The following is a 21,936-nucleotide window of genomic DNA, read 5'->3' as shown; positions in this document are numbered from 1 at the left end:
TGCGGCCGGTGGTGTGTTGCTGCGTCCGTTCGCCCGCCTGATCGCCTCGACCGGTGACAGCGTCACCACCTACGGCGAGCCCTGGAATATGAACTAGGCACCATGAACGCCACGTTCTAGGTCCGACAAAAAGCAGCCCCTGGAGAAATCCAGGGGCTGCTTTTGCGTACGGCGCCTACTTGTCGCGGTCGGCGCTCGTGTACTTGGCGGTGTCGGGGCTCGGGCCGGTGCCGGGGCCGGTGACGTGCTTGCCGGCGGAGCCGTTCTCGGACAGCAGATCGCGGATCTCGGTCAGGAGGCTCAACTCGGTGTCCTGGGCCTGTTCCACCTCGCCGCGCTCACGCAGCTTCTTGTACGGCAGGACGATGACGAAGTAGATGACGGCGGCCACCAGGATGAAGTTGATGAACGCCGACAGGACGGCGTTGAAGTCGATGAACGTCTCGGGATCGCCGCCCAGTGAGATCTTGAGGACGCCGTACTCCTGGCCGGGGCCGGCGCCGATACGGTCGATCAGCGGCTGCACCACCTTTTCGGTGAACGCCGTGACCAACCCGGTGAAGGCGGCGCCGATGACCACAGCAACCGCAAGATCAATGACGTTGCCGCGAGACAGAAACTCTTTGAAGCCCTTCAACATGCGGGGACCCTTCCTGCAGTGTGGTGTTTTCGGTGCGACAAGCAAACAGTAACCGAGTTGGCCGAACGGCTGGGTGATTGTGGGTCAACAACTTCGCAACGCGCGAATCATATTGTCCGGCAGGGGAACCCGGGTTCAGTGGATCGTCAGCGTGACGGCCTGCACCAGGCTGGTGGCCGCGACCTCGTTGGCTGAGCGGGCCGGCAGCGCCACCAGCGCCACCCGGTCGCTGCCCACCCCGGCTCCGCGTGCCTTCTCTGAAACGAGCACCACCACGGCCCCGGAGGCCAGCACGACCGGCCGGGCCGGACCCTTGTCGGACTGGTCGGCTGTCACCGTCAGCACGTCGACCACGTCGCCAGGGCGGATCAGATCCAGCAGCGCGGTGTCGTTGAGTTTCACCGGCACGATGCGGGCATCCGGGCCCGCTGCCGTTTCGGCCAGCCGCGACCCGAGCAGTCGGACATCGGTGATCACCTCGCCACGACGGGCCGGGGCGGTCAGCGTCGCGCCGATCACCGGTGCCACGTCGCGCTGGGCGCCGTCGGGCAGGGTGGCGGTGCTGCGGCGTTCCAGGCGGACGTCGTCGGCGGTCAACGCGACGCCGGGAGACAGGTCATGCGCCGCGACTGCGATCTCGGTGTAGTCACCGTGTGGATCGGAGCGCAGGGCCGTCACGGCCGCGAGAAGCACCAACCCGGCTGCGGCAGCGCGGCGTGCGGCCACCGTGCGGGTCCAATCGGGCCGGGCAGCCGTCAGCCGACGCCAGGGCGGCGGGTTGAGTGATTGGGCCATGGCGCCACGCTAGGCGCGCGAAGGCCGGGTGAGAACGGCGTATTTGCCGTCCTGTGGATAACTTCCGGAGCTAGCTCGAGGCGGCCGCGGCGGGGGCGGCGCTGGAGCTGCTCGACGAGGAACTGCCCGACGAAGCTGAGGAAGACGACGACGAGTCGGAGGACGAGCTCGAAGAGCTGCTTTCCGAGCTCTTGGCGGGCGAGCCGTTGGACGCGCTCTTGCCCGATTCGCGGTTGTCGGTGCGGTAGAAGCCGCTGCCCTTGAACACCACGCCCACCGAGCCAAAGAGCTTGCGCAGCTTGCCGGAGCACTTGGGGCAGGTGGTCAGCGCATCATCGCTGAAGGCCTGCACCGCGTCGAACCGATTGCCGCACTCAGTGCATGCGTAGGAATAGGTAGGCACGAAAACCCTCCGAGTTGGTCAAACTTGTTAGCACTCTACCGGCTCAAGTGCTAGAACCGCTACGTGGGCCATGTCATTCCCGCGGGCCGCCGGCGCCGGCGCTCCGGAAGGCTAGCGGTACTGCTCGTCGTGGCGGTAATCGTGGCGGTAATCGTGGCGGTGCTGGCCGTGCTCGTGGTGGCCCGGATGCGTGCGGAATCCCCGGCCGGGGATTCCGCCGCGCACCCGTCCGCGCCCCCGACCACCGGTCCGAGGCCGGCGCCGGCGCAGCGGACCCCCGGCTACGACCGGGCCCGCACGTTGTTGGCGGGTCTGCCGGTCAAGGGCTGGGATCGCGACACCGACTACGCCCGGTCCCGCTTCGGTGAGGCCTGGAGTGACGACGTGAACGTCGAGTTCGGCCACAACGGCTGCAACACCCGCGACGACATCCTGCGCCGCGACCTGGCTCAGCTGACCGTCCGCCCCGGCACCTGCTACGCCGCCACCGGTGTCCTGCACGACCCCTACACCGGTGTCGAGATCGCGTTCACCCGCGGGCCCGACACCTCCAGCACGGTGCAGATCGACCATCTCGTGTCCCTGTCGGACGCCTGGTACAAGGGGGCGCGTACCTGGGACCCGCAGCGGCGCAGGGACTTCGCGAACGATCCGCGCAACCTGATCGCGGTTGCCGCGCAACCCAACTTCGACAAGGCATTCCGCGACGCGGCCAGTTGGCTGCCGCCCAATGTGGCCTTCCGCTGTGAGTTCGTGGGCCGCCAGGTCGAGGTGAAAGCCGCCTACCAGCTGTGGGTCTCGGCGAAAGAGCAGCGCGCCATGGCGGCGGTGCTGGACAACTGCTAGCCGCGCCGGTAGCTCGGCGCGATCATCACGGGTACCGGCGAACGGCGCAGGATCTTGCCCGCTGCCGAGCCGAGGAACACCTGGGCGCTCGGGGCGGCCGCACCCGAACCCAGCACCAGCATGTCGCCTGCGTCCCACCCGACGCTCTGCACCGCCGTATTCCAATCGTGACCCGCGCCCACCACCACATCGACGTCGGGAACGGTCATCCGGTCACGAATAGCCTTGAGCTGCTTGGTGATCTCGGCGATGGTTCGCCTGGACCACTGCTGCACCACCAACTCCTCGGCCGAGGATTCGATGGTTCCGGCGAACGCCGCGGTGTTGCGGACCGTGAACGAGACGATGCGTAGCTTGGCCGACCATGACGCCGCCAGTTCGGCGGTAGCGGGGATGAGTCCGTTGACGTCGGCCTCCCCGCCGTAGGCCGCGGTGAGTCGGCTGATGCGCCCGTCATTCTGGGCGTACCCGCGCGGCGCGAACGCCACCGGCACCCGGGCGGTGTGCACCAGACGCTCGGTCACGCTACCGAGTGCGACCCGGCCGAGCATGCCCGACGAGGACGAGCCGACGGACACCATGGTCGCCCGGTGGGCGTCGGCAAGCTCGATCAAACCCGTTGGTATCGAGGTGGATTCGTGTACCACCGGGGTGACGTCGAGATCGATGGGTAGGACGGCGACCGCGCGCTGCAACGCCTGGGTGGCCTGCGCGCGAACGTAGGCCAGGTACTCGCCCTCGACCATGTCGTCGCGTGCCGCCCATGACCGTTCCACCACCGCTGCGGCGATCACCGGCTCGCCTGTGGTGCGGGCGATCTGGATCGCCAGGTTCAGCGGTGCGCTGCTGTGCCGGCTCGCGCTGAACGCTGCCAGAATGGTCACGACGCGTGCTCCTGGGTACGCACTCTCGAGACCACGTGGGTCACCGGGATCTGATATTCGGAGCGGGCCCGGTCGACGACATCGAAACGATGCCACACCGAATCCTCCGGCGGCAGAGTTGAAATCACGATCTGGTCGGGCCGGAACGCCTCGACGGCATGGGCCAGGGCCCGCAGCGGACGGTAGTCACCCAACTCGCCGTCGGCCTGCAACTGCTCTGAGCGCAGCGTGTTCAGCGTCTGATCGAGGCGACGCTGGGCCGCTCGGGTGGTGGCCTCGGAGATGTCGAGCGGGCCGTGGGTGGCGGCCACCCCGGTGTCGATCGGACTGGCCGGCACCACCACCTGATAGACGGCGTCGCGGTCCGCGCCGATGCGGCGCAACTCGTCGAGCAGTTCATTGGATTCGACGGTCTCGTTGGCCAGCACCAACACTCGGTGCGGATGGGCGGCCCCGGCCGCCGGGGCGACCCCGGCCACCTCGGGCCGGTGGCCGATGAACCACCGGTTGGCCAGGAACAGCAGGATCACCACCGCCCACGACGCCACGCTCAAGGTCAGGGCCTTCCGGTTATCCCCGCCCTGCACATACATCTGGATCAGGATCGCGAAGATGGCCACAGCGGTGAGTATCGACAGCACCGGGAACAACCACATCTTCACCTTGAGCTGGTCCGGGGAACTGCGGTAGCGCAGCACGATCTGCGAGATGCAGATGAGCAGGTAGACGAACAGGATCACCGCACCGCTGGAATTCAGCAGGAACGCGAAGATGGTCTCCGGCCAGAACGCTGCGGCGATCACGCACAGGAAACCGATGACCGAGGAGGTCAGGATCGCCGGCGCCGGGACGCCGCGGCGGGTCACCGCGACCAACTGTGGCGGCGCCTCGCGCCGGGCGGCCAGCACGAACAGCATGCGCGACGCGGTGTACATCCCCGAGTTCAGACAGCTCAGCACCGCGGTGAGCACCACCGCATTCATGATGTGATCGGCGTAGGGGATCCCCATTTCGGTGAACACCGAGACGAACGGCGACGCGACATTGCCCGCGGCGTCCTTCTTGAAGTGATCCCACGGCAGGATCGTCGTGATCAGGAATGACGAGCCGACGAAGAAGATCGCGATGCGCATGATGACCGAGTTGGCGGCCTTGGCCACCGCCCGCTCGGGATCCGCGGACTCGGCGGCGGCGATGGTGGCGATCTCCGCACCGACCATCGAGAAGATCACCGTCACCACGCCGACGGTGACGGCCATTGCGCCCATCGGGAAGAACCCGCCGTGAGAGGTCAGGTTCGAGAAGTCCATGTCCTTGTTCGGCCACAGCCCGAAGACGAAGAGCGCGCCCAAACCGATGAACGCCAGGATCGCCGCCACCTTGATGCCGGCGAACCAGTACTCGAATTCACCGAAGGACGACACCGAGAACAGATTCGTCGCCGTCATCGCGATCAACAGGAGCAGTGCCGTCAGCCAGATGGGTACGTCCACCCAGAACTGGATGATCTTGGCGCCCGCGATGGCTTCGAAGCCGACGACGATCACCCAGAAATACCAGTACAACCAGCCGACCGAGAACCCCGCCCAGTTGCCCAGCGAGTTGCGCGCGTAATCGGCGAACGATCCGGTCGACGGATTGGCCACCGCCATCTCCGCCAGCATCCGCATCACCATGATGACCAGGACCCCGGCCAGCGCATAGGTGATGAACGAGCCGGGCCCGGTAGCACCGATCACCACCCCGGAGCCGACGAACAGTCCGGCGCCGATCACGCCGCCGATGGCGATCATCGTCAACTGTCGCTGACTGAGCGCCTTCTTCAATGCGGGTGTTTCACCCATTTGCGCACCGACTCCTCCGTGATGTGTGACTCAGGTCACAAGCGGCCAGAAGAAACGCTATGCCCGGGGGCCGGTTGATGGAGCCGAAATAGGTTCGAAACTGTAGGAAACTGAGCCGGCTCGTTCAGACAGTTGTCGAATCGGGGCGGTACACCCCGGCCAGACGAGCCAGGCGCAAGCTCAGCATCAGATCGAAACGGATCCCGCCGTCGCTGAGATCGCTGCCGACAGCCTCGGTGAGCTTCTCCAGCCGGTAGTACAGCGTGGACCGATGGAGGTACATGTCCTCGGAGGTGCGTCGCACGTCGCCGCCGTTGGCCAGGTATGTCTCCAGCGTGCGGAGGAGGTCTTCGCGACCCTGCTCGATCAGGCTGACGATGCCGGGGTGGACCAGCTCTCCGAGCCGGTCCGGGCCGTAGGCCTGGCCCAGCAACGCCAGGGTGCGCCACGAGCCGAGTGTGGACCAGTCGGTGACCTGGGCGTTGCCCGCACCGACCCCGGCCAGCGTCAGCGCCAGGGTTGCCTGGCGAAACCCAAGGGCTGCTTGCGTTATCGGCAGGGCAACGCCGGAGACGCCGATGGCCGGTCGTGTTCCGTAGCTGGCCCGGACGGCCCCGACCACGGCTTCGGCGGTCGCGGCCGACTCCGCGTCGGGACGCGACACCGCGAGGATCGTGGTCGGCGATCCGGCCAGGGTGTACCACTGCCGCGTCCGGTCGGTTGCCGTCAACCGCAGACGCAGCGCCATGCTCTGATCGACCGGATCGACCGCGCCGTCAGCGTCGGGCTCGAACCTGAAGACCTGGACCACGTCGTGCGGCTCGGCCATCGCCCTGGCGTGCAGTTCGCCGACGACCGCCTGTGCCTGCCCAGGCTCGTCGACGGCAATCAGCCGCATCAAAAGGCCTTGCCGCGCTGACTCTTCGGCGCGCAGTGCCGCGTTGCGGCGGTCGAGGATGGCCAGCAAGTCGGCACCCGCTCTCTCGGCCAGCTGCTGACCGTGCTCGGACAGCGCGGCCTCGGGGGCGATGATCCACAGGTAGCCGAACCGCTCGGACGCCGATCGCACAGGCACGCAGAACCGCGGCATCAGGCCGTATTGCGGTAACGCCGGGGTCCACACCGCCGAGTCGGCCGAGCCGATCCCGAATTCGAACAGCGCCTCCTTGACCTCCGCGCGGGTCTCGCGCTGCAGCACGCTGTGGACCCGCACGTCATCGAGTTCGCCGAGCTGACGGCTGTGCGTGATCGGGGTCAGCTCCTCGTCATCCAGGAGCACGGCCCGATCCAGGGTTTGGGCCAGGACATCGACGATCAGCTGCATGCGGACACCGAAGTCAGCGCTCACCGGATCGGACACCTGACGATTCTGGACCAGCTCAACGCTGCAACGTCACGATTCCGCCCGACGGCGTCAGGCCATGCGTCATCCGCACGTCGTGAGGGTCGGCGGGCAACGCGTCGACCAACTCGTCGTCACGCACCACCGCGACCAGTCGCGCGTCTGGCGAGGCGTAGATCAGGCTGCGGTCGTAAAAGCCGGCACCCCGGCCCAGCCGGTTCCCGTTGCGGTCGACGGCCAGGGCGGGCACCAGCACCACCTCGGCGTCTGCGATCGATCCGGCGGGCAACCACGGCGGCGGAGGCTCGCGCAGACCGAACTCGGCGGCCACCAACGTGCCCGGCTCATAGGCGCCCCACTGCATCGGCATTGCGCGGCCGTCCGCGTCGTTGCGGGCAACCGGAAGTAGCACGCGCACACCGAGTTCCAACAGGGCGTCCAGGAGGGCCGGTGACCCCGGTTCGGAGCCCACCGGAACGTAGGCGCACACGGTCTGCCCGCCACGGACGAGGGCGGGCAGCCAGTGGCAAAGTGCCTGCGTCTCGCGGTCGCGGCGGTCGGCCGGTACGGCCCGTCTTGCACGTAGAACGCCAGCTCGCAACTCGGTCTTGGTCGGCGGGGTCACGCCCTCCACCATTTCAGAACGGACGTTAGTGTGTGAACGATGAGCACGTCTCACAAGGCGCCTGAGGTGCCGTTTCCCTACACGGCCGTGGTCCCGGCGGCCGGTCTGGGTACGCGGTTCCTGCCTGCGACCAAGACGGTCCCCAAGGAATTGCTGCCGGTGGTCGACACCCCGGGCATCGAACTGGTCGCGGCGGAGGCTGCCGAGGCCGGTGCCGAGCGGTTGATCATCATCACCTCGGAAGGCAAAGACGGCGTCGTCGCGCATTTCGTCGAGGACCTGGTGCTCGAGGGCACGCTGGAGGCTCGCGGCAAGAAGACGATGCTGGAGAAGGTCCGTCGCGCCCCGGCGCTGATCAAGGTCGAGTCTGTGGTGCAGGCCGAGCCGCTGGGCCTGGGACATGCCGTCGGTTGCGTCGAGGCCGCGCTGGCTCCGGACGAGGATGCCATCGCCGTCCTGCTGCCCGATGACCTGGTGCTGCCCACCGGCGTCCTGGAGACCATGTCCAAGGTGCGGGCCAAGCGCGGCGGTTCCGTGTTGTGCGCCATCGAGGTGCCCGGCGACGAGATCAGTGCCTACGGCGTCTTCGACGTCGAGACCGTGCCCGACGCGGCCAACCCGAACGTGCTGCGGGTCAAGGGCATGGTGGAAAAGCCCAAGCCCGACGATGCGCCGTCCCCGTACGCCGCGGCCGGCCGCTACCTTCTCGACCGGGCGATCTTCGATGCGCTGCGTCGCGTTTCACGCGGGGTGGGCGGGGAGATTCAGCTGACCGACGCCATCGCGCTGCTCATCGAAGAGGGCCACCCGGTACATGTGGTTGTGCACCGCGGAGCCCGACACGACCTGGGAAATCCCGGCGGCTACCTGAAGGCTGCGGTTGACTTTGCGTTGGAACGTGACGACTACGGCCCCGAATTGCGGCGGTGGTTGGTCGAACGATTGGGTCTGACCGGACCGGAGGGCTAGCAACGCGTCGGGTCGTACGCCGCGCGTTGTCCGGTAGGCGGGGCCCGTAGATAGGAAGGCGTGTTGTGCGTTCGGTCGAGGAACAGCAGGCTCGGGTAGCGGCTGCCGCGGTGGCGCCCCGGCCGGTGCGAGTGGCCATCGCCGAGTCACAGGGCCTGATGTGTGCCGAAGAGGTCGTGACGGAACGGCCGATGCCGGGATTCGATCAGGCCGCGATCGACGGCTACGCGGTGCGCAGCGTCGACGTGTTGTCTGTGGGCGACGGTGCCGGTGAGGTCAGCCTGCCGGTGATGGGCGCGATCGAAGCCGGGGCGCGGACCCCGAGCCGCTTGCAGCCCCGGCAGGCTGCGCGCGTGCAGACCGGCGCGCCGATGCCGACACTGGCTGACGCGGTATTGCCGTTGCGGTGGACCGACGGTGGCGAGAGCCGGGTCAAAATCCTGCGCAGCGTGCGCTCGGGCGCCTACGTCCGGCGCACCGGTGACGATGTGCAACCGGGTGACGTCGCGGTGCGGGCCGGCACCATCATCGGTCCGGCTCAGGTCGGTCTGCTCGCCGCGGTCGGACGGGACCGCGTGCTGGTGCACCCACGGCCCAGGCTGTCGGTGATGTGCGTGGGCGGCGAACTCGTCGACGTATCCCGCACACCGGGAACCGGGCAGGTGTACGACGTGAACTCCTACGCACTGGCTGCGGCCGGCCGGGATGCGGGCGCGGAGGTCAACCGCGTCGGCATCATCAGCACCGACCCGCGGGAGCTGCGGGAAACCGTTGAGGGCCAAGTCAATCGCAATGAGATCGTGGTCATCGCCGGGGCAGTGGGCGGGGCCGCCGCGGAATCGGTACGCACCGTGCTCTCCGAACTCGGCGAGATGGAGGTGGCCCGGATCGCGATGCACCCCGGGTCGGTGCAGGGCTTCGGGCAGCTCGGCCGCGACCGCGTTCCGGTCTTCCTGCTGCCCGCGAACCCGGTCAGCGCGCTGGTGGTGTTCGAGGTGATGGTGCGCCCGCTGATCCGGCTCTCGCTCGGCAAGCGGCAGCCGATGCGGCGCGTGGTGAAGGCCCGCACGCTGGCGCCGATCAGTTCGGTGGCGGGGCGCACGGGATACCTGCGCGGGCAGTTGATGCGCGACCAGGACACCGGCGAATACCTGGTGCAGGCGCTGGGCGGGGCGCCCGGGGCGTCGACGCATTTGCTGGCCACTCTCGCCGAGGCGAACTGTCTGGTGGTGATTCCGAGCGAGGTCGACGAGGTCCGCACCGGAGAAACCGTGGATGTGGCATTCCTGGCTCAACGCGGCTGATAAGACTTCATTCGATGAATGACGGTGTGACGAATCGACTGTGTGGATGAGCCTGCTGCGGTCCAGTGCCTTTCACCCGGGTTGGCCCGGTCCGATCGGGCCGTTACGGGTGCAGGCCGGCGTCGTGCGACTACGTCCGGTGCGGCTGCGCGACGCCGCGGTGTGGAGCCGGATCCGGCTGGCCGACCAGGCTCACCTGGAGCCCTGGGAGCCGGTCAGCGGTGTGGATTGGCGTGTCCGCCATGGAGTTTCGTCATGGCCCGCGATCTGCTCGGGTTTGCGCAGCGAGGCCCGGCGTGGACGGATGCTGCCATATGTGATCGAGCTCGACGGGGAGTTCGCCGGCCAGCTCACGATCGGCAACGTCACCCACGGCGCACTGCGATCAGCCTGGATCGGTTACTGGGTGGCCAGTGACAAGACCGGCGGCGGGGTGGCGACGGGTGCGCTGGCGCTGGGGCTCGACCACTGCTTCACCGGGGTGCAGTTGCACCGGGTCGAGGCCACGGTGCGGCCGGAGAACGCCGCGAGCCGGGCCGTGCTGGCACGGGTGGGGTTCCGCGAGGAAGGCCTGCTGCGCCGCTATCTCGAGGTCGACGGTGCCTGGCGGGACCATCTCCTGGTGGCGGTCACGTTGGAGGAGCTGAAACATTCGGCGTCCCAAGCTCTGGTTTCAGCCGGACGGGCCAATTGGTGCTGAGCTGTCCGGCGCGGATTTCCGGCGGCGACGCGCCGCGTTGAAATTGCGTCCCCGATCGGCGATTTCGCCGGATTCGCAGCCCTGGAAGCAATCTCGACGAAAACCGGCCTACGAACTGTTACCAATGTGACACGTGTGACTGATGGTGCTTGTATCGATCGAATTACAGGTGTGTAATTGTGTCGGCGCGCCATCCATGGATGCGCTGGTCACAGACCTAGCCTGAAGGGGAAAGGAGCAGGCGTCATGCCAAGCATCCCCCAGTCACTGCTGTGGATTTCCCTAGTCGTTCTCTGGCTTTTCGTGTTGGTTCCGATGTTGATCAGCAAGCGCGACTCGGTGCGTCGCACCAGCGACGTCGCCCTGGCGACTCGAGTGCTCAACAGCGGCCGCAACGCACAACGGTTACGACGCGGCCCGGCCGCCGGGCATCACAGCGATCCGCACTGGCAGCACACAGCCGACCACCTCGACGAGAAGCTCGATGAAGACTTCGAAGAGGATGAAGAGCCCGCCGAAGTGCGCGTGCACACCACCGTGCAGCGCACCGTGGTGGTGGCCGCGGTGCGCGTCGAAACTTCCGAGCCCGACTATCTCGATGTCGACATCGTCGACGAGGATTCCGGCGCGCTGCCGGTCGGTGCGATGGCCGAGGCCGTCGCACCCGCCGTCGCACCCGCCGCCGCGCCTGAGGAAGTGCCCGAGCCCGAGCCCGAGCTTGAGTTGGAGTTCGAGACCGAGCCTGAGCCGGAAGCGGAGCCAGAACCCGAACCCGTCGCGGTCGAGGAGCCGGCCGAGCCCGTTACCCCCGTCCAGGCCGTCGAGTCCGAGATGCAAACCGACCGGATCGCACTGGATCTCGACGAGGCCGAGGTCGACGAGACCGAGCAAGCCGAGGAACTGGAGGACGTCGAGGACCCCGACGATCTCACCGACGCCGAGTACGAGTACGTCGACGACTCATCGGGTCTGGAGCCCGAGGCAGAGGACGAGCCGGTCGAAACGGAATCGGCCGAGCCGCCCGTGGCGTCGCTGAGCGCCACACGGCAGCGCCGGTTCGAGTCCAAGACCTCCGCAGAGGTCAGTGCCCGCAAGTTCCGGTTCCGCAAGCGCGTGCTCGCGGTGCTGGCGGTCACGCTGCTGTTCTCGGCGGGCGCTGCCTTCCTGGTGACGCCGTCGGCCTGGTGGGTGTGTGGCGGCGCCGGCACGCTGACCGTGCTGTACCTGGCCTATCTGCGTCGCCAGACCCGCATCGAGGAACAGCTGCGGCGTCGTCGTGCGCAACGGCTGGCGCGGTCCCGGCTGGGCGTGGAGAGCACCGACGACCACAAGCTTGACGTGGTGCCCGCCCGGCTGCGGCGGCCCGGTGCGGTGGTGCTCGACATCGACGACGAGGACCCGATCTTCGAGCACCTGGCGTATGCGTCGTACGCATCGATGTCCCGCGAATACGACCTACCGCGCGCCGCCGGGCAGTAAGGCGGCCGGTTTCCGGTTACCGGCCGGGGACTGGTAGCCTTTGCTTCCGGTATCAGGGGCTATAGCGCAGTTGGTAGCGCGTCTCGTTCGCATCGAGAAGGTCAGGGGTTCGATTCCCCTTAGCTCCACAAAATTTGAATAGGACAGACCCGCCGGAGACGGCGGGTCTTTCTCTTATCTGGAGAACGCACCGGTGTAGTACGTCGGTAGTAGTTCGGAGGGCGGACGAGACGTGTCCGATGCCGCACTTCGCCAACGGTTAGGAAACCGGGTAATTGGCTAATCCGTCAGCGAGGATGAACGATCACATACTGGTCGTCGAACAGCGAATGCGAATCGAAGGACACACACCATGACCGTCAGCATCGTTGACGCGGGTCCGAATCAGGTCGGCCGCTCGGTGGAGGTCAATGCCCCTGCGGCCGAACTTTTCGCCATGATCGCCGACCCGCGTCGTCACCACGAGATCGACGACTCGGGCACCGTCGGAGACAACGTGAAGTGTCCAGACGACATCGCTCCGGGTGCGAAGTTCACGACCGGGATGCGGATGTACGGGGTGCCCTACCGGATCACCAGTGTCGTCACCGCGGTAAGACCCGACGAACTCTTTGAATGGCGACATCCGTTGGGGCATCGTTGGCGCTGGGAGTTCACCGCACTCACCCCCACCCTCACGCGCGTGACAGAGACATTCGACTACCGCGACACCGGGCCTATCAAGGACACGCTGAAGTACTACGAGCGAATGGGCTTCGCCAAGGGCAACGCGAAGGGTATCGAGTCCACGTTGACCAAGTTGCACGACCGCTACGCGACTTGATCCGCGTCGAAGGCGTTGCTTACGTCAGCGCGCGCGATCGCAGGGTGATCGGTAGGTCATCGGCCGGCGTCGGCCCGGTGCCCCAGGTCAGCTGGGGTCGGTAGTTGCCGGGCACGCTCCATTCGAACCGTCTCAGCATCTGGTGCATGGTGGTCTTGACCGTCATGTCGGCGAACTGCTGGCCGATGCACTTGTGTGCACCGCCGCCGAACGGAGCGAAGACGTAGCGGCTCACCGCGGCGCGCGACTCGGAATTGTTCACGAACCGTTCCGGATTGAACGTGTCCGGGTCGGGCCACCAGTCGGAAAGTCGCATGGAGGCATAGACATTGATGGCCACCTGGGTCTTGCGCGGGACGAAATGGCCGAGGATCTCGGTGTCGCGGACGGTTTGACGGAAGAGTGCCCCCGCAGGCGCGTACATCCGGAGGATCTCCTTGAACGCGGCGTCGAGCAGGGGATAGGCGTCCAGGTCCAGGACCGTGGGGGTGTCATTGGGCCGGGTGATCGCTTCATCACGAAGCGCGTCCTGCCACTGCCGGTTTCGGCCCAGCTCGTAGGTGAGCATCGACAGTGCGATGGCAGTCGTGTCGTGTGCAGCCATCAGCAGGAAGATCATGTGGTTCACGATGTCGGTCGGCGTGAACCGGGCACCGTCTTCGTCCTCGCTTCGGCACAGCATCGAGAACAGGTCTGCGCCGTCGCCGCGCTGACGGTCGGGAACCTGGTCGGCGAAGTAGCGTTCGAGCCGCTCCCGTGCACGTAGTCCTTTGGCCCACACGCCGCCCGGTACATCTGCCCGCACCAGGGCCTGCCCGCCGCGGACTGTGGCGCGGAAATCCGCCGACAGTTGATCGGATTCGGGGCCGAGGTGGGTGCCGACGAACACCTCAGCGGCCTGTTCGAGCAGTAGATGCTTGATGGATGGGTAGAACGGAAAACCTTCCGTTGACGGCCAATTGCCCAACGTGCGATCGATACTGGGCCGCATCAGGTCCAGATATCCGTCCAACGCGCTACGGGTGAACGCCTGTTGCATGATTCGGCGGTGGTCACGGTGTTCGTCGAAGTCCAGCAACATGATTCCGCGGTGGAAGAACGGTCCGATGACCGGTGCCCAGCCGCGAGTGCTGGAGAACACCTTGTCCCGGTTGATCCATGCGGCCTCCAACGCGTCCGGGCCCATCAGGCCGACAACGCGGAACCCGACGCCCCCGGCCCATGACACCGGGCCGTATCGCTCGTACCGATCCCGGGCGAAGGCCAGTGGGTCGGCCAGCGAGCTCAACACGTGCCCGAGGAACGGGAAACCATAGTTGCCCATGACCGGCTTGAGATTCGATCCCGGGGGCGGCGTGGCCAGAGGGTGCTCACGACTCGGAAACCGTGAGGTGACGGCCGCGCCGAATGCTTGGAGGCGGTGCGTGTTCGCCGGGGAGGTGAGGCAAGTGGCCAATGTTGTCACCCGCCGATCCGATTCAGATAGTCGCGGCGACGGTTTTCGTCGAAATGGCCGGCAACACCGACGCTTTGGTCACGTCCTTTGGGGGGCAGGCATCGGGAGTCTTTGTGTCTGCAGTGCTCATGGGCGCCTCTTTCGAATATTTGGTACGGAATCGTGCCTAATATCTGGTACGAAACCGTGCCAGAATGTGTTGGTGGTGTCAACGACCAATCGCGCTTACGGTGGCCAGTCGGCGGAGGTTCGCCGCCGGCAGCGGCGCGAGCGTCTGCTGGATGTGGCGATGGATGTGATGGCCCGCAACGAATGGCGCGGAGTGACGCTCGAGAAGCTCTGCGTTGCGGCCAGTCTCAACAAGAGGTACTTCTACGAGAGCTTTGCCGATCTCGACGCCTTGTCAGCCGCGGTCGTGGACGACATCGCCGAGGGCGTACGCACCGCAGCTGTTGCCGCAGCGGGTGTAGAGGCGCACCAGTCGTTGGAAGTCCAAGCGTTGGCGAGTGTCTCGGCCGCGGTGCGGGCCCTCGTCGACGACCCGCGTCGCGCCCGCGTCCTACTCGGTGGGATGGCAGCGTCGCCCGAGCTCGATGCGCACCGCACCACGGTCATGCACCGGCTGACCGACGTGCTCATAGACCACGGGCGCACAGTGCACGGCGTCGAGTTGGAGAAAGATCCGTTGGCCAAGGTCGCGCCGGCGTTCATTGTCGGCGGGACGGCGGATGCGATCCTGGAATTCGTCAATGGCGGCGTCGGCCTGTCCCTCGACGACTTCATCGCTCAGCTCGCCACGCTGTGGTTGATCACTGGAAACGGGGCCGCACAGGTGGCGCGTGCCAGGATTTCTCCGTCTTAGCGCCTCGCGCGGAAGCCCTGCCTGCTACCGACACGGTCTCTCTATCAGGCCCTGCGGCGAATGCGTCGCTTATCGACGCAAAATCGTGAATCTGTCTCGAAAACCTGGACATTCGCCACGGGCTGCTGGATGGGCAGTCTCTACCTCAAGGGTGCGTGACGAGATACGTCTCGTTGTCCAGACCTGCGGTCAGTTCCTCGACATCGAAGGGGCGATCGAGGCGCGCGTGCAACGCCTTGGGGTCGATCAGCAGGCTGATCTCGGCGGTCTGGCGGGCGAAAAACCGTCCGATGAGCGGGTATGCCCGGCGCATGACCGCCCGTTCGGCCGATGTGCAGCGGGACGCGCAGTAGCCGACATGGCCGATCTCATCGGTGAGGATCTCGCTGTAGAGCAGTTCGATCCGTTCGGCGACTTCGGGCTCGTCTGCGAAGAGTTCGGCGCCGGCGCGGCGAAGTTCGTCAAACATGATGCAGCCCGCCATCTCTGCGGCCCCGACGAACATGAAACCCAGCCGCTCGGGGAGGAACACGCCTGTCTTGACGAACTGGCGCATCACGAATGGTGGCGGGACGACCTGGAATGTCAGGTCGAAGACGTCGAGCGCGTATGCCAGCAGCCGGGTGTGGTAGTGCTCTTCGAGTTCGAGGTAGACGTTCTCGGGCGGCAGATTCTCGTCGCTGTTGCGCCCGTAGGTTTCGCCGAGCCCCACTCCGAACCGTTCAGCCTGATTGAGTTTGGCGGTCGCCAGCAGAAACAGCATCTTGCGGTCCAGACCGGGTTCGGGCTGTCGGCGGCGAAGATTGCGAAGGAAGACCGTCCGGTCGGCGGGTTGGGCTGAGCGGACGGGATCTTCCTCCAGTTCGACGAAGAACCGCTCCCGATTCGCCAACCGCCTGTTGAGCAGGTCGGCTTCGCCGTCACGCTTGGCCAGGAAATCCCGGTAGCCCTCGATGCCTGTGCGATTCATCGGTTCTCCATCCCTTTGACAATCGTTGTGACATAACGGTTCAGCAGTGCGGCGTCGAATATCCCGGTGGCGAGTAGGGCGAATAGCCCGGTAAGGAAGAACGTCGCGAGTTCGTTCGCATTTCGGTCGGCAGACACCCGCCCTGCGGCTTGCGACCGGCCGATCACCCCGACCAGAAACTCTGCGAGCGGGTGCAGCGCCAGTTCGTCTTCGACCGGGCGGGTCGAGGTGAAATGCAGGCCGAGCATGTCCCGGAAAACCACTCCGCCCAAACGACGTTCGGCGCTGAGGACGCGTCGGACGACTTGCGTGAGTACCGACTGCAGATCGCCCTTGGCGTTGTCGAGCTCGCGCACGATCCGGGTTTCCTCGTCGCGCTCCGCCTCGATGAGAACGTGCTCCTTTGTTGGGAAATGGAAATAGAACGTTCCCCTCGCCACGCCGGCCGCTGCCGCGATGGCGCTGACATCGGCGGCGGCCAACCCGCGGTGCGAAATCTCTGCCAGCGCAGCCTCGAACAGGCGTGCTCGGGTTTCGACCCGACGCGCCTCCCGGACGCCCCCGGCCGGTGCTTCAGTCCCGGACGGTGCGGGTCGCGAAGGCATGGCGGCAACCGTACGCCCAATTGCTGACGGTCGTCAATGACGAGTGTCAGCGAAATTGAGCTCCGGGATCACTTGACGTGTTTGTCGAACCATTCGATCGGAACCTCGGGGTGCACGCCGAAGTAGTTGTAGCCGTCGAACCGGCGGTCGGTGCCGGCGATCCAGTGCAAGTCCTTTTCCTCGACAGGGATGGCGTCGAAGATGTCCTGGACGTCCTGCGGGCGCGTCATGACATCGTCGTGGACCTGGGCCACCAGCGTCGGCACGGTCACTGCTTTCACGTGCTCCAGAGGTGACTGCTCGGCGAGGTGGAATCCGGTGCGCTCGTGGACGGCCTTGTCGAACTTGGCGTATCCGTCCTCCATGCCGATGCCTTTGACGAACTCCTCGACGATGTAGTTGCCGGATACGGGTTGCAGCATGACCATGGCCTGGATCTCGGAGAACTCCTCCGGGTGCTTGGACCAGGCGACGGCCGTCGAATCTGCGCCCAGGCACACCGACAGCAGCGCCTTGTTCATGTTCTTGGTGTCCGGGCGGGCCGCCGCGTAGCGCAGCGATCCGATGACGTCGCGGTACTCGGTCAGCCCGATACCGGCGATACCGCCGTTGCCCTGTCCGCTCATGCCGTGATTGCGGATGTCGTAGGTCAGGACGTTGTAGCCCGCGTCGTGCAGGGCTTTGTACTCCGGCAGGAAGTTCACCTCGAAGCCGCCCAGGCCACCGAACTCGGGCAGGTGGCCGGGGTAGCCGTAGCGGTTGCCGGGCAGGAAGTGGTTGTGGATGATCAGCCGGTCGGAGTCGGCAGGGATGAACCAACCCTCAAGTGGCACACCGTCCATCGACGGAAACGTCACGTCCTCGTACTGCAGGCCCACCTCGTCGGGTCGACGGAGCACGGGGGCCCTCCGGCCCGCGGTCGTGCCGGTGGTCCACAATTCGACGAAACCGTCGAATGCGTCCTGCGCTGCGTTGTTGTCAGACATCTCGGTAGCCTCGTTTCGCTGTTCGAATCTCTGTCTGTCCCCGACGCTACGAGCTTGCTGAGGCGTAGGGGAGACGCTGTTTATAGGGGGTACTGGCAACCCCTGCCTACCGGTGGGGTTCTTCCCTACTGTGGGGGAATGGACATCGCGAAGGACATCAGGGAATTCCTGATGAGCCGTCGCGCCAAGATCACCCCTGAGCAGGTGGGGCTGAGCCCCGGCATGCGACGCCGGGTGCCGGGCTTGCGGCGCGAGGAGGTCGCCCAACTGGCCGGGGTGAGCACCGAGTACTACACACAGATCGAGCGTGGCAACGTCGCCGGTGTCTCCGACGAGGTTCTGCAGGCCGTCAGCAGGGCCCTGCGGCTCTCCGACGACGAGGCGGCCCACTTCTTCAACCTTGCCCGCGCCGCCGCCGGAACCCGCACGCCGACGCGAATCAAACGCGCCACGGTGAAAAAACTGCCCGAAGGTGTCCAGGCGCTGATCGACAGCATGACCAACTCGCCGGCGATCGTGATGGACGGCAACCTCGACATCCTGGCCGCCAATCCGCTGGGGCGCACCCTGTATTCACCCCTGTTCGACCGATCGATCGGGCCGCCGAACTTCGCGAGGTTCATCTTCTTCGATTCTTCTGCGGCACAGGTATTCCCAGAATGGGAGCGCAGCGCCGACGAAGCGGTGGCCCTGCTGCAAGCCGAGGCCGCCCGCGATCCCCATTCGGCGGCCATCACACAGATCGTCGGGGAACTCGCCACCCAGAGCATCGAGTTCCGCACCCGCTGGGCGGCCCACAACGTGACCGGGCATCGGCACGGCGTCAAGAAGTTCGGTCATCCCGAGTTCGGCGACCTCACGCTCACCTACAACGTCTTCGAGGTCACCGCGGCACCGGGACTTTCCCTGGTCGGGTACACGGCAGAACCGAACAGCCCGTCCGCACAAGCGTTGAGCATCATGGCGAGTTGGAGCGTCACCAGCCCCGCGCGGTCGAACGAACCTTGATCACCTCCATCGTCGACCAGTTCTGAGCCTTTTCGTCCATGCGGTCGAGTAGCCGACCGTGCCTGGCTAGGATGGGGGCCGTGGAGGATCAGGCTGCGGGCTCCAGTCGAGTGGCGCGCCGCCGTGACCGACGCAAGGCCGAGATCGTCAAGACGGCCACCCGAATCCTGACCGAGTCCGGCTACCAGGGCATGAGCCTGGAAGAAGTCGCCGAGCAGACCGACATCGCCAAGGCCACGCTCTACCACTACTTTCCGTCCAAGGATGCCCTGGTTGCCGCCGCACTCGAGACCCTCACCGAGGAAGTGCTGCAGCGGCTCGCGGCCCGCGAAGAGGCCCTCGGAAAGGTCGGTGCCCGTGAGCACCTGGCGGCCCTGATCGATGAACAGATCCGCATCCTCACCGAGACCGCGCCCGAGGTGGCCGCGGTGTTCTCCTGGCCGCGTGGCTGGCCGGAGGTGTTCGACGAGCCGATGAAGAACATGCGGCGCCGCCACGACGCGGTATTCCGCCGGGTGGTGGACCGCGGTGTCGCCGGTGGTGAATTCACCTGTCCCGACGTCAATGTCGCTATGCAGTGCCTGCACGGCATCCTCAACCAGTCCTCGGTGTGGATCGGACCCGGGATACACGACGACGACCGCGCTGAACTACGCGCGGCGATCGTCGACCGTGCGTTATGCCTCTTCGGCTGATACCCGGCCGCCGTATCACCCGTCCTGCGTCGGCTGCGCGGACGGGAAACGGGGCGGACGCTTTTCGCGCAGTGCGGTGTAGCCCTCCACCACGTCCGGCCCGAGGAAGGTCAACATCTCGTAGGCCGCGGACTGGTCGAAGATCGGTCCCGCGTTGCGCAACCAGTTGTTGAGCGCACGCTTGGTCAGTCGGATCGCCTGTTGGGCGCCGGTGGCCAGGTTGTCGGCGATCCGCAGTGCCTCGTCCAGAACCTCCTCGCGTGGAAGGGCTTTGGCGACCATCCCGATCCGCTCGGCCTCAGTGCCGCCGATCATCTCACCGGTCATCAGGTAGTACTTCGCCTTCGCGTTCCCGGCCAGCAGCGGCCAGATGATGGCGGCATGGTCGCCTGCGGCCACCCCAAGTTTGACGTGTCCGTCGCCGATCTTGGCGTCCTCGGCGATGATCGCGACGTCGGCGAGCAGGGCGGCCACCGCGCCGGCCCCGACCGCGACACCGTTGATCGCGGACACGATCGGCTTGTCGCAGTTGATCATGTTGTAGACCAGGTCGCTCATTTCGCCGAGCATGTGTGACACCCGGTCGTAGTCGCCGGCCATCCGCTCCACCATGGCCAGATCGCCGCCCGCGCTGAAAGCCTTTCCTGCCCCGGTGATCACCGCGACCCGGGTCTGCGGGTCGGCTGCCACGTCCTTCCAGATGTTGGCCAGCTCGGTGTGCATGCCCTCATCGGCGGCGTTGTACTTCTCCGGCCGGTTCAGCGTGATGAGTAGGACGCCGTTGTCCCGGCGGGTCAGTGTCAGCTGTTGGTAGGCGGAGAAATCCATGGGGAGCTGTCCCTTCTATCTGCACGCCAGGCGCGCACCCAATTCAACCGAAGCTACGGTTTTTCGACCATATAAGTCAATTACCGACCGAATGGTTGATTTTCCTCACCACGCGGCCGATAGTGGCCGTAGCGTCCACATCACCGCAGATCGGGAGGTCAGATAGTGCGATTCGACAACAAAGTCGCCGTTGTCACGGGTGCAGCCTCGGGGATCGGTCGGGCCATCGCGATCGCGCTGGCACAGGGCGGCGCCGTCGTCGCCGCCGTCGACCGCGATGAAGAGGGCCTCGCCCAGACAGTCCAGAACTGCGCGAACGCCACCGCGCACGTGGTCGATCTGGCCGATCCGAAGGAGGTGAGCACACTGCGCGACGACGTCGTGGCCGCGCACGGACCGCCTGCCGTCATCGTCAATGCCGCGGGCTTCGACAGGGTCGAGCCGTTCATGTCCAACGACGACGCTCTGTGGCAATCCTTGGTCGCGGTGAACTTTCTCGGGCCGGTCCGGCTCACCCACGCCTTCCTCGAAACCGTCCTCGCCGAGGGAAGCACGGCAAAGATTGTCAACATAGCCAGCGATGCAGGGCGGGTGGGCAGTCTGGGGGAGACGGTGTACGCCGGCACCAAGGGCGGCGTGATCGCCTTCACCAAGTCGCTCGCGCGCGAGATGGCCCGTCATCAGATCAACGTCAACTGTGTTTGCCCTGGACCGACCGACACCCCGCTGTTCGATTCGCTTCCCGACAAGGTCCGTGACGGGCTGATCAGAGCCATCCCGTTCCGCAGGGTAGCCAAACCCGAGGAGGTCGCCAACGCTGTGCTCTTCTTCGCTTCCGACGATGCCAGCTTCATTACTGGCCAAGTCCTTAGTGTCAGTGGAGGCTTGACGATGGCCGGTTGATGGCCAACCGGTGACCGCCAGACGTCGAACCCGCCCTTGGTCGACGCCAGTTTGCAATGGCATACTTGCTCAGCCCCTGGGCTCAATCCAGCCAGTTCGGTTAGCCTCGGGGAGCAGATTGGCCAGTTGGGGGATTGCTATGGCAAACGATCTGAGAGTGGACCCGGGGGCGCTTCGTGCGGGGGCCACTAGCAGCGAGATGATCGCTACCGAATTGGGGGTGCCGCCTGCCCGTCCCGATGCCGGGGGCTACCCGAGCAGTACCGGTGTCGTCGCGATGGATGGTGCGGTGATCACTGCGCGAACCTCCCAGTCGAGTCGCGTGAGCGTGCAGGCGGGGGATCTGTCTGCGGCCGCGCTGCGCTACGACGCGGTCGATGAGCAACACGCCGGAGGCCTGGCGGAGTTGATGTGAATGATCCGTCCGCCACCGGCCAGTCTGGTGGAGCCCTGACTCGTTCTCAATTAGAGGGTTGGGACACAACGTATCTGGCGGAAGCTGCGGCCCGATGGCGGCAGTTGGCCGCCGAGTCGGAGGCGCTGTTCGAGTGGCATCGGCAGAACGTGTGTGCGCCCGGTGGTGCCGAGTGGTCCGGCGATGCCAGCGAAGCCGCGGGGGAGCGGGTCAGCGCGGATGCTGTAGTGGTCCGCAGACAGGGCGACATTCAGCGTGAGGCTTCAGAGATCGCCGAGAACGGCTGCCGGGACATCAGTCTGGCCGTGGGCCAGGTGCTCGACGCCATCACCGCCGCCGAGGACGACGGCTTCCAGGTGGCCGAGGATCTGAAGGTGCGCGATACCCGGCGCATCGACGTGACGACCATGGCGACGCGCTACACGGCGTCGCGGGAGCATGCCGAGGACATCCGGTGGTACTGCGAGCGGCTCATGCAGGCCGAGATCTACCTGGGGCAGCGGCTCGAGGGTAAGGCCCTCGAGCTCGCGGCCGTCCGGTTCTCGGTGTGACGG

General features: G+C 66.0%; 25 protein-coding genes and 1 tRNA gene. 14 read left to right on the top strand and 12 right to left on the bottom strand.

Annotated features, from left to right (window positions below; translation table 11 throughout):
• On the top strand, nt 1–97 hold a 97-nt coding region (locus AB0I14_RS24870; protein WP_207544394.1), incomplete at its 5' end, for an MspA family porin.
• A gap of 78 nt (nt 98–175) precedes the next feature.
• On the opposite strand, the gene mscL is transcribed toward AB0I14_RS24870, so the two are convergent.
• From mscL to AB0I14_RS24855, 3 genes are all read right to left on the bottom strand, one after another.
• Entirely contained in the window at nt 176–640 is a 465-nt protein-coding gene (gene mscL, locus AB0I14_RS24865) for a large-conductance mechanosensitive channel protein MscL (protein WP_358027275.1), read from the bottom strand.
• 135 nt (nt 641–775) lie between these two features.
• On the bottom strand, nt 776–1,435 hold the full coding sequence (locus AB0I14_RS24860) for an SAF domain-containing protein (protein ID WP_358027273.1): 660 nt from the start codon (nt 1,433–1,435) through the stop codon (nt 776–778).
• Between the two features lie 70 nt (nt 1,436–1,505).
• Complete coding sequence (locus AB0I14_RS24855) at nt 1,506–1,838, bottom strand: FmdB family zinc ribbon protein (RefSeq protein ID WP_358027271.1); 333 nt, start codon at nt 1,836–1,838, stop codon at nt 1,506–1,508.
• Nucleotides 1,839–1,979: 141 nt separating this feature from the next.
• Between AB0I14_RS24855 and AB0I14_RS24850 the strand changes: the two genes are divergently transcribed.
• Nucleotides 1,980–2,684 carry an HNH endonuclease family protein gene (locus tag AB0I14_RS24850; RefSeq protein WP_358027268.1) on the top strand — a complete coding sequence of 235 codons (705 nt, stop codon included), beginning with the start codon at nt 1,980–1,982 and terminating at the stop codon, nt 2,682–2,684.
• Here the strand turns inward: AB0I14_RS24850 and AB0I14_RS24845 are convergent.
• The 4 genes from AB0I14_RS24845 to AB0I14_RS24830 form a co-directional block, all read right to left on the bottom strand.
• The gene (locus tag AB0I14_RS24845) at nt 2,681–3,568 is read right to left on the bottom strand and encodes a universal stress protein (protein ID WP_358027266.1); all 888 of its coding nucleotides are present in this window, start codon (nt 3,566–3,568) and stop codon (nt 2,681–2,683) included. The two genes, AB0I14_RS24850 and AB0I14_RS24845, sit on opposite strands and share 4 nt — an antisense overlap.
• The gene (locus AB0I14_RS24840; protein WP_358027263.1) at nt 3,565–5,412 is read right to left on the bottom strand and encodes an amino acid permease; all 1,848 of its coding nucleotides are present in this window, start codon (nt 5,410–5,412) and stop codon (nt 3,565–3,567) included. The genes AB0I14_RS24845 and AB0I14_RS24840 overlap by 4 nt, the downstream gene beginning before the upstream one ends.
• Before the next feature lie 124 nt (nt 5,413–5,536).
• A complete protein-coding gene (locus AB0I14_RS24835) occupies nt 5,537–6,772 on the bottom strand; it encodes a helix-turn-helix domain-containing protein (protein WP_358027260.1) in 1,236 nt (411 codons plus the stop codon).
• Nucleotides 6,773–6,791: 19 nt separating this feature from the next.
• Entirely contained in the window at nt 6,792–7,391 is a 600-nt protein-coding gene (locus AB0I14_RS24830) for a 5-formyltetrahydrofolate cyclo-ligase (protein WP_358027258.1), read from the bottom strand.
• Between the two features lie 27 nt (nt 7,392–7,418).
• Between AB0I14_RS24830 and AB0I14_RS24825 the strand changes: the two genes are divergently transcribed.
• From AB0I14_RS24825 to AB0I14_RS24800, 6 genes are all read left to right on the top strand, one after another.
• Nucleotides 7,419–8,348, top strand: coding sequence for a UTP--glucose-1-phosphate uridylyltransferase (locus tag AB0I14_RS24825; protein ID WP_358027255.1), 930 nt, complete (start codon nt 7,419–7,421; stop codon nt 8,346–8,348).
• A gap of 65 nt (nt 8,349–8,413) precedes the next feature.
• The gene (gene glp, locus AB0I14_RS24820; protein WP_358027252.1) at nt 8,414–9,652 is read left to right on the top strand and encodes a gephyrin-like molybdotransferase Glp; all 1,239 of its coding nucleotides are present in this window, start codon (nt 8,414–8,416) and stop codon (nt 9,650–9,652) included.
• Nucleotides 9,653–9,698: 46 nt separating this feature from the next.
• The gene (locus AB0I14_RS24815; protein WP_358027249.1) at nt 9,699–10,352 is read left to right on the top strand and encodes a GNAT family protein; all 654 of its coding nucleotides are present in this window, start codon (nt 9,699–9,701) and stop codon (nt 10,350–10,352) included.
• A gap of 246 nt (nt 10,353–10,598) precedes the next feature.
• Entirely contained in the window at nt 10,599–11,831 is a 1,233-nt protein-coding gene (gene glpR, locus AB0I14_RS24810; protein ID WP_358027246.1) for a gephyrin-like molybdotransferase receptor GlpR, read from the top strand.
• Nucleotides 11,832–11,886: 55 nt separating this feature from the next.
• Nucleotides 11,887–11,959 (top strand) — tRNA-Ala (locus tag AB0I14_RS24805).
• A 224-nt stretch (nt 11,960–12,183) separates the two neighbouring features.
• On the top strand, nt 12,184–12,654 hold the full coding sequence (locus AB0I14_RS24800) for an SRPBCC family protein (protein ID WP_358027243.1): 471 nt from the start codon (nt 12,184–12,186) through the stop codon (nt 12,652–12,654).
• Nucleotides 12,655–12,673: 19 nt separating this feature from the next.
• On the opposite strand, the gene AB0I14_RS24795 is transcribed toward AB0I14_RS24800, so the two are convergent.
• Nucleotides 12,674–14,110: a cytochrome P450 gene (locus AB0I14_RS24795; RefSeq protein WP_358027325.1), complete on the bottom strand. Its 1,437-nt coding sequence runs from the start codon at nt 14,108–14,110 to the stop codon at nt 12,674–12,676.
• A 205-nt stretch (nt 14,111–14,315) separates the two neighbouring features.
• Here AB0I14_RS24795 and AB0I14_RS24790 point away from each other — a divergent pair, with 205 nt between their 5' ends.
• Nucleotides 14,316–14,972 (top strand): TetR/AcrR family transcriptional regulator, encoded by a 657-nt coding sequence (locus AB0I14_RS24790; RefSeq protein WP_358027241.1) that lies wholly within the window; start codon nt 14,316–14,318, stop codon nt 14,970–14,972.
• 145 nt (nt 14,973–15,117) lie between these two features.
• Here the strand turns inward: AB0I14_RS24790 and AB0I14_RS24785 are convergent, their stop codons facing one another.
• The 3 genes from AB0I14_RS24785 to AB0I14_RS24775 form a co-directional block, all read right to left on the bottom strand.
• Nucleotides 15,118–15,942 (bottom strand): hypothetical protein, encoded by an 825-nt coding sequence (locus tag AB0I14_RS24785; RefSeq protein WP_358027239.1) that lies wholly within the window; start codon nt 15,940–15,942, stop codon nt 15,118–15,120.
• Nucleotides 15,939–16,547: a TetR/AcrR family transcriptional regulator gene (locus tag AB0I14_RS24780; RefSeq protein WP_358027237.1), complete on the bottom strand. Its 609-nt coding sequence runs from the start codon at nt 16,545–16,547 to the stop codon at nt 15,939–15,941. Before AB0I14_RS24780 ends, AB0I14_RS24785 begins: the two co-directional genes overlap by 4 nt.
• 68 nt (nt 16,548–16,615) lie before the next feature.
• Nucleotides 16,616–17,533, bottom strand: coding sequence for an alpha/beta hydrolase (locus tag AB0I14_RS24775; protein ID WP_358027234.1), 918 nt, complete (start codon nt 17,531–17,533; stop codon nt 16,616–16,618).
• Between the two features lie 138 nt (nt 17,534–17,671).
• Here AB0I14_RS24775 and AB0I14_RS24770 point away from each other — a divergent pair, with 138 nt between their 5' ends.
• Both AB0I14_RS24770 and AB0I14_RS24765 read left to right on the top strand, forming a co-directional pair.
• Nucleotides 17,672–18,541, top strand: coding sequence for a helix-turn-helix transcriptional regulator (locus AB0I14_RS24770; RefSeq protein ID WP_358027230.1), 870 nt, complete (start codon nt 17,672–17,674; stop codon nt 18,539–18,541).
• Between the two features lie 71 nt (nt 18,542–18,612).
• Nucleotides 18,613–19,236 (top strand): TetR/AcrR family transcriptional regulator, encoded by a 624-nt coding sequence (locus tag AB0I14_RS24765; RefSeq protein ID WP_358027227.1) that lies wholly within the window; start codon nt 18,613–18,615, stop codon nt 19,234–19,236.
• A gap of 15 nt (nt 19,237–19,251) precedes the next feature.
• On the opposite strand, the gene AB0I14_RS24760 is transcribed toward AB0I14_RS24765, so the two are convergent.
• A complete protein-coding gene (locus AB0I14_RS24760) occupies nt 19,252–20,064 on the bottom strand; it encodes an enoyl-CoA hydratase/isomerase family protein (protein WP_358027225.1) in 813 nt (270 codons plus the stop codon).
• Between the two features lie 165 nt (nt 20,065–20,229).
• Between AB0I14_RS24760 and AB0I14_RS24755 the strand changes: the two genes are divergently transcribed.
• The 3 genes from AB0I14_RS24755 (at nt 20,230) to AB0I14_RS24745 (ending at nt 21,933) form a co-directional block, all read left to right on the top strand.
• Nucleotides 20,230–20,967 (top strand): SDR family oxidoreductase, encoded by a 738-nt coding sequence (locus AB0I14_RS24755; RefSeq protein WP_358027223.1) that lies wholly within the window; start codon nt 20,230–20,232, stop codon nt 20,965–20,967.
• 199 nt (nt 20,968–21,166) lie between these two features.
• The gene (locus AB0I14_RS24750) at nt 21,167–21,382 is read left to right on the top strand and encodes a hypothetical protein (protein WP_358027220.1); all 216 of its coding nucleotides are present in this window, start codon (nt 21,167–21,169) and stop codon (nt 21,380–21,382) included.
• Nucleotides 21,379–21,933, top strand: coding sequence for a hypothetical protein (locus AB0I14_RS24745; RefSeq protein ID WP_358027218.1), 555 nt, complete (start codon nt 21,379–21,381; stop codon nt 21,931–21,933). Before AB0I14_RS24750 ends, AB0I14_RS24745 begins: the two co-directional genes overlap by 4 nt.
• Nucleotides 21,934–21,936 lie beyond the last annotated feature (3 nt).

It is taken from the genome of Mycobacterium sp. NPDC050441, from assembly GCF_040655355.1.
Classification (GTDB): Bacteria; Actinomycetota; Actinomycetes; order Mycobacteriales; family Mycobacteriaceae; genus Mycobacterium.
Note: the sequence above shows the minus strand (reverse complement) of the source record. Positions and strands in the feature narration are given on the sequence as shown.

Excerpts from the sequence above, each read along its gene's own strand:
- mscL (WP_358027275.1), bottom strand. The coding sequence starts at position 640 with ATGTTGAAGGGCTTCAAAGAGTTTCTGTCTCGCGGCAACGTCATTGAT.
- AB0I14_RS24860 (WP_358027273.1), bottom strand. The coding sequence starts at position 1,435 with ATGGCCCAATCACTCAACCCGCCGCCCTGGCGTCGGCTGACGGCTGCC.
- AB0I14_RS24840 (WP_358027263.1), bottom strand. The coding sequence starts at position 5,412 with ATGGGTGAAACACCCGCATTGAAGAAGGCGCTCAGTCAGCGACAGTTG.
- AB0I14_RS24830 (WP_358027258.1), bottom strand. The coding sequence starts at position 7,391 with ATGGTGGAGGGCGTGACCCCGCCGACCAAGACCGAGTTGCGAGCTGGC.
- AB0I14_RS24825 (WP_358027255.1), top strand. The coding sequence starts at position 7,419 with ATGAGCACGTCTCACAAGGCGCCTGAGGTGCCGTTTCCCTACACGGCC.
- AB0I14_RS24815 (WP_358027249.1), top strand. The coding sequence starts at position 9,699 with ATGAGCCTGCTGCGGTCCAGTGCCTTTCACCCGGGTTGGCCCGGTCCG.
- glpR (WP_358027246.1), top strand. The coding sequence starts at position 10,599 with ATGCCAAGCATCCCCCAGTCACTGCTGTGGATTTCCCTAGTCGTTCTC.
- AB0I14_RS24800 (WP_358027243.1), top strand. The coding sequence starts at position 12,184 with ATGACCGTCAGCATCGTTGACGCGGGTCCGAATCAGGTCGGCCGCTCG.
- AB0I14_RS24785 (WP_358027239.1), bottom strand. The coding sequence starts at position 15,942 with ATGAATCGCACAGGCATCGAGGGCTACCGGGATTTCCTGGCCAAGCGT.
- AB0I14_RS24780 (WP_358027237.1), bottom strand. The coding sequence starts at position 16,547 with ATGCCTTCGCGACCCGCACCGTCCGGGACTGAAGCACCGGCCGGGGGC.
- AB0I14_RS24775 (WP_358027234.1), bottom strand. The coding sequence starts at position 17,533 with ATGTCTGACAACAACGCAGCGCAGGACGCATTCGACGGTTTCGTCGAA.
- AB0I14_RS24770 (WP_358027230.1), top strand. The coding sequence starts at position 17,672 with ATGGACATCGCGAAGGACATCAGGGAATTCCTGATGAGCCGTCGCGCC.
- AB0I14_RS24765 (WP_358027227.1), top strand. The coding sequence starts at position 18,613 with ATGGGGGCCGTGGAGGATCAGGCTGCGGGCTCCAGTCGAGTGGCGCGC.
- AB0I14_RS24760 (WP_358027225.1), bottom strand. The coding sequence starts at position 20,064 with ATGGATTTCTCCGCCTACCAACAGCTGACACTGACCCGCCGGGACAAC.
- AB0I14_RS24750 (WP_358027220.1), top strand. The coding sequence starts at position 21,167 with ATGATCGCTACCGAATTGGGGGTGCCGCCTGCCCGTCCCGATGCCGGG.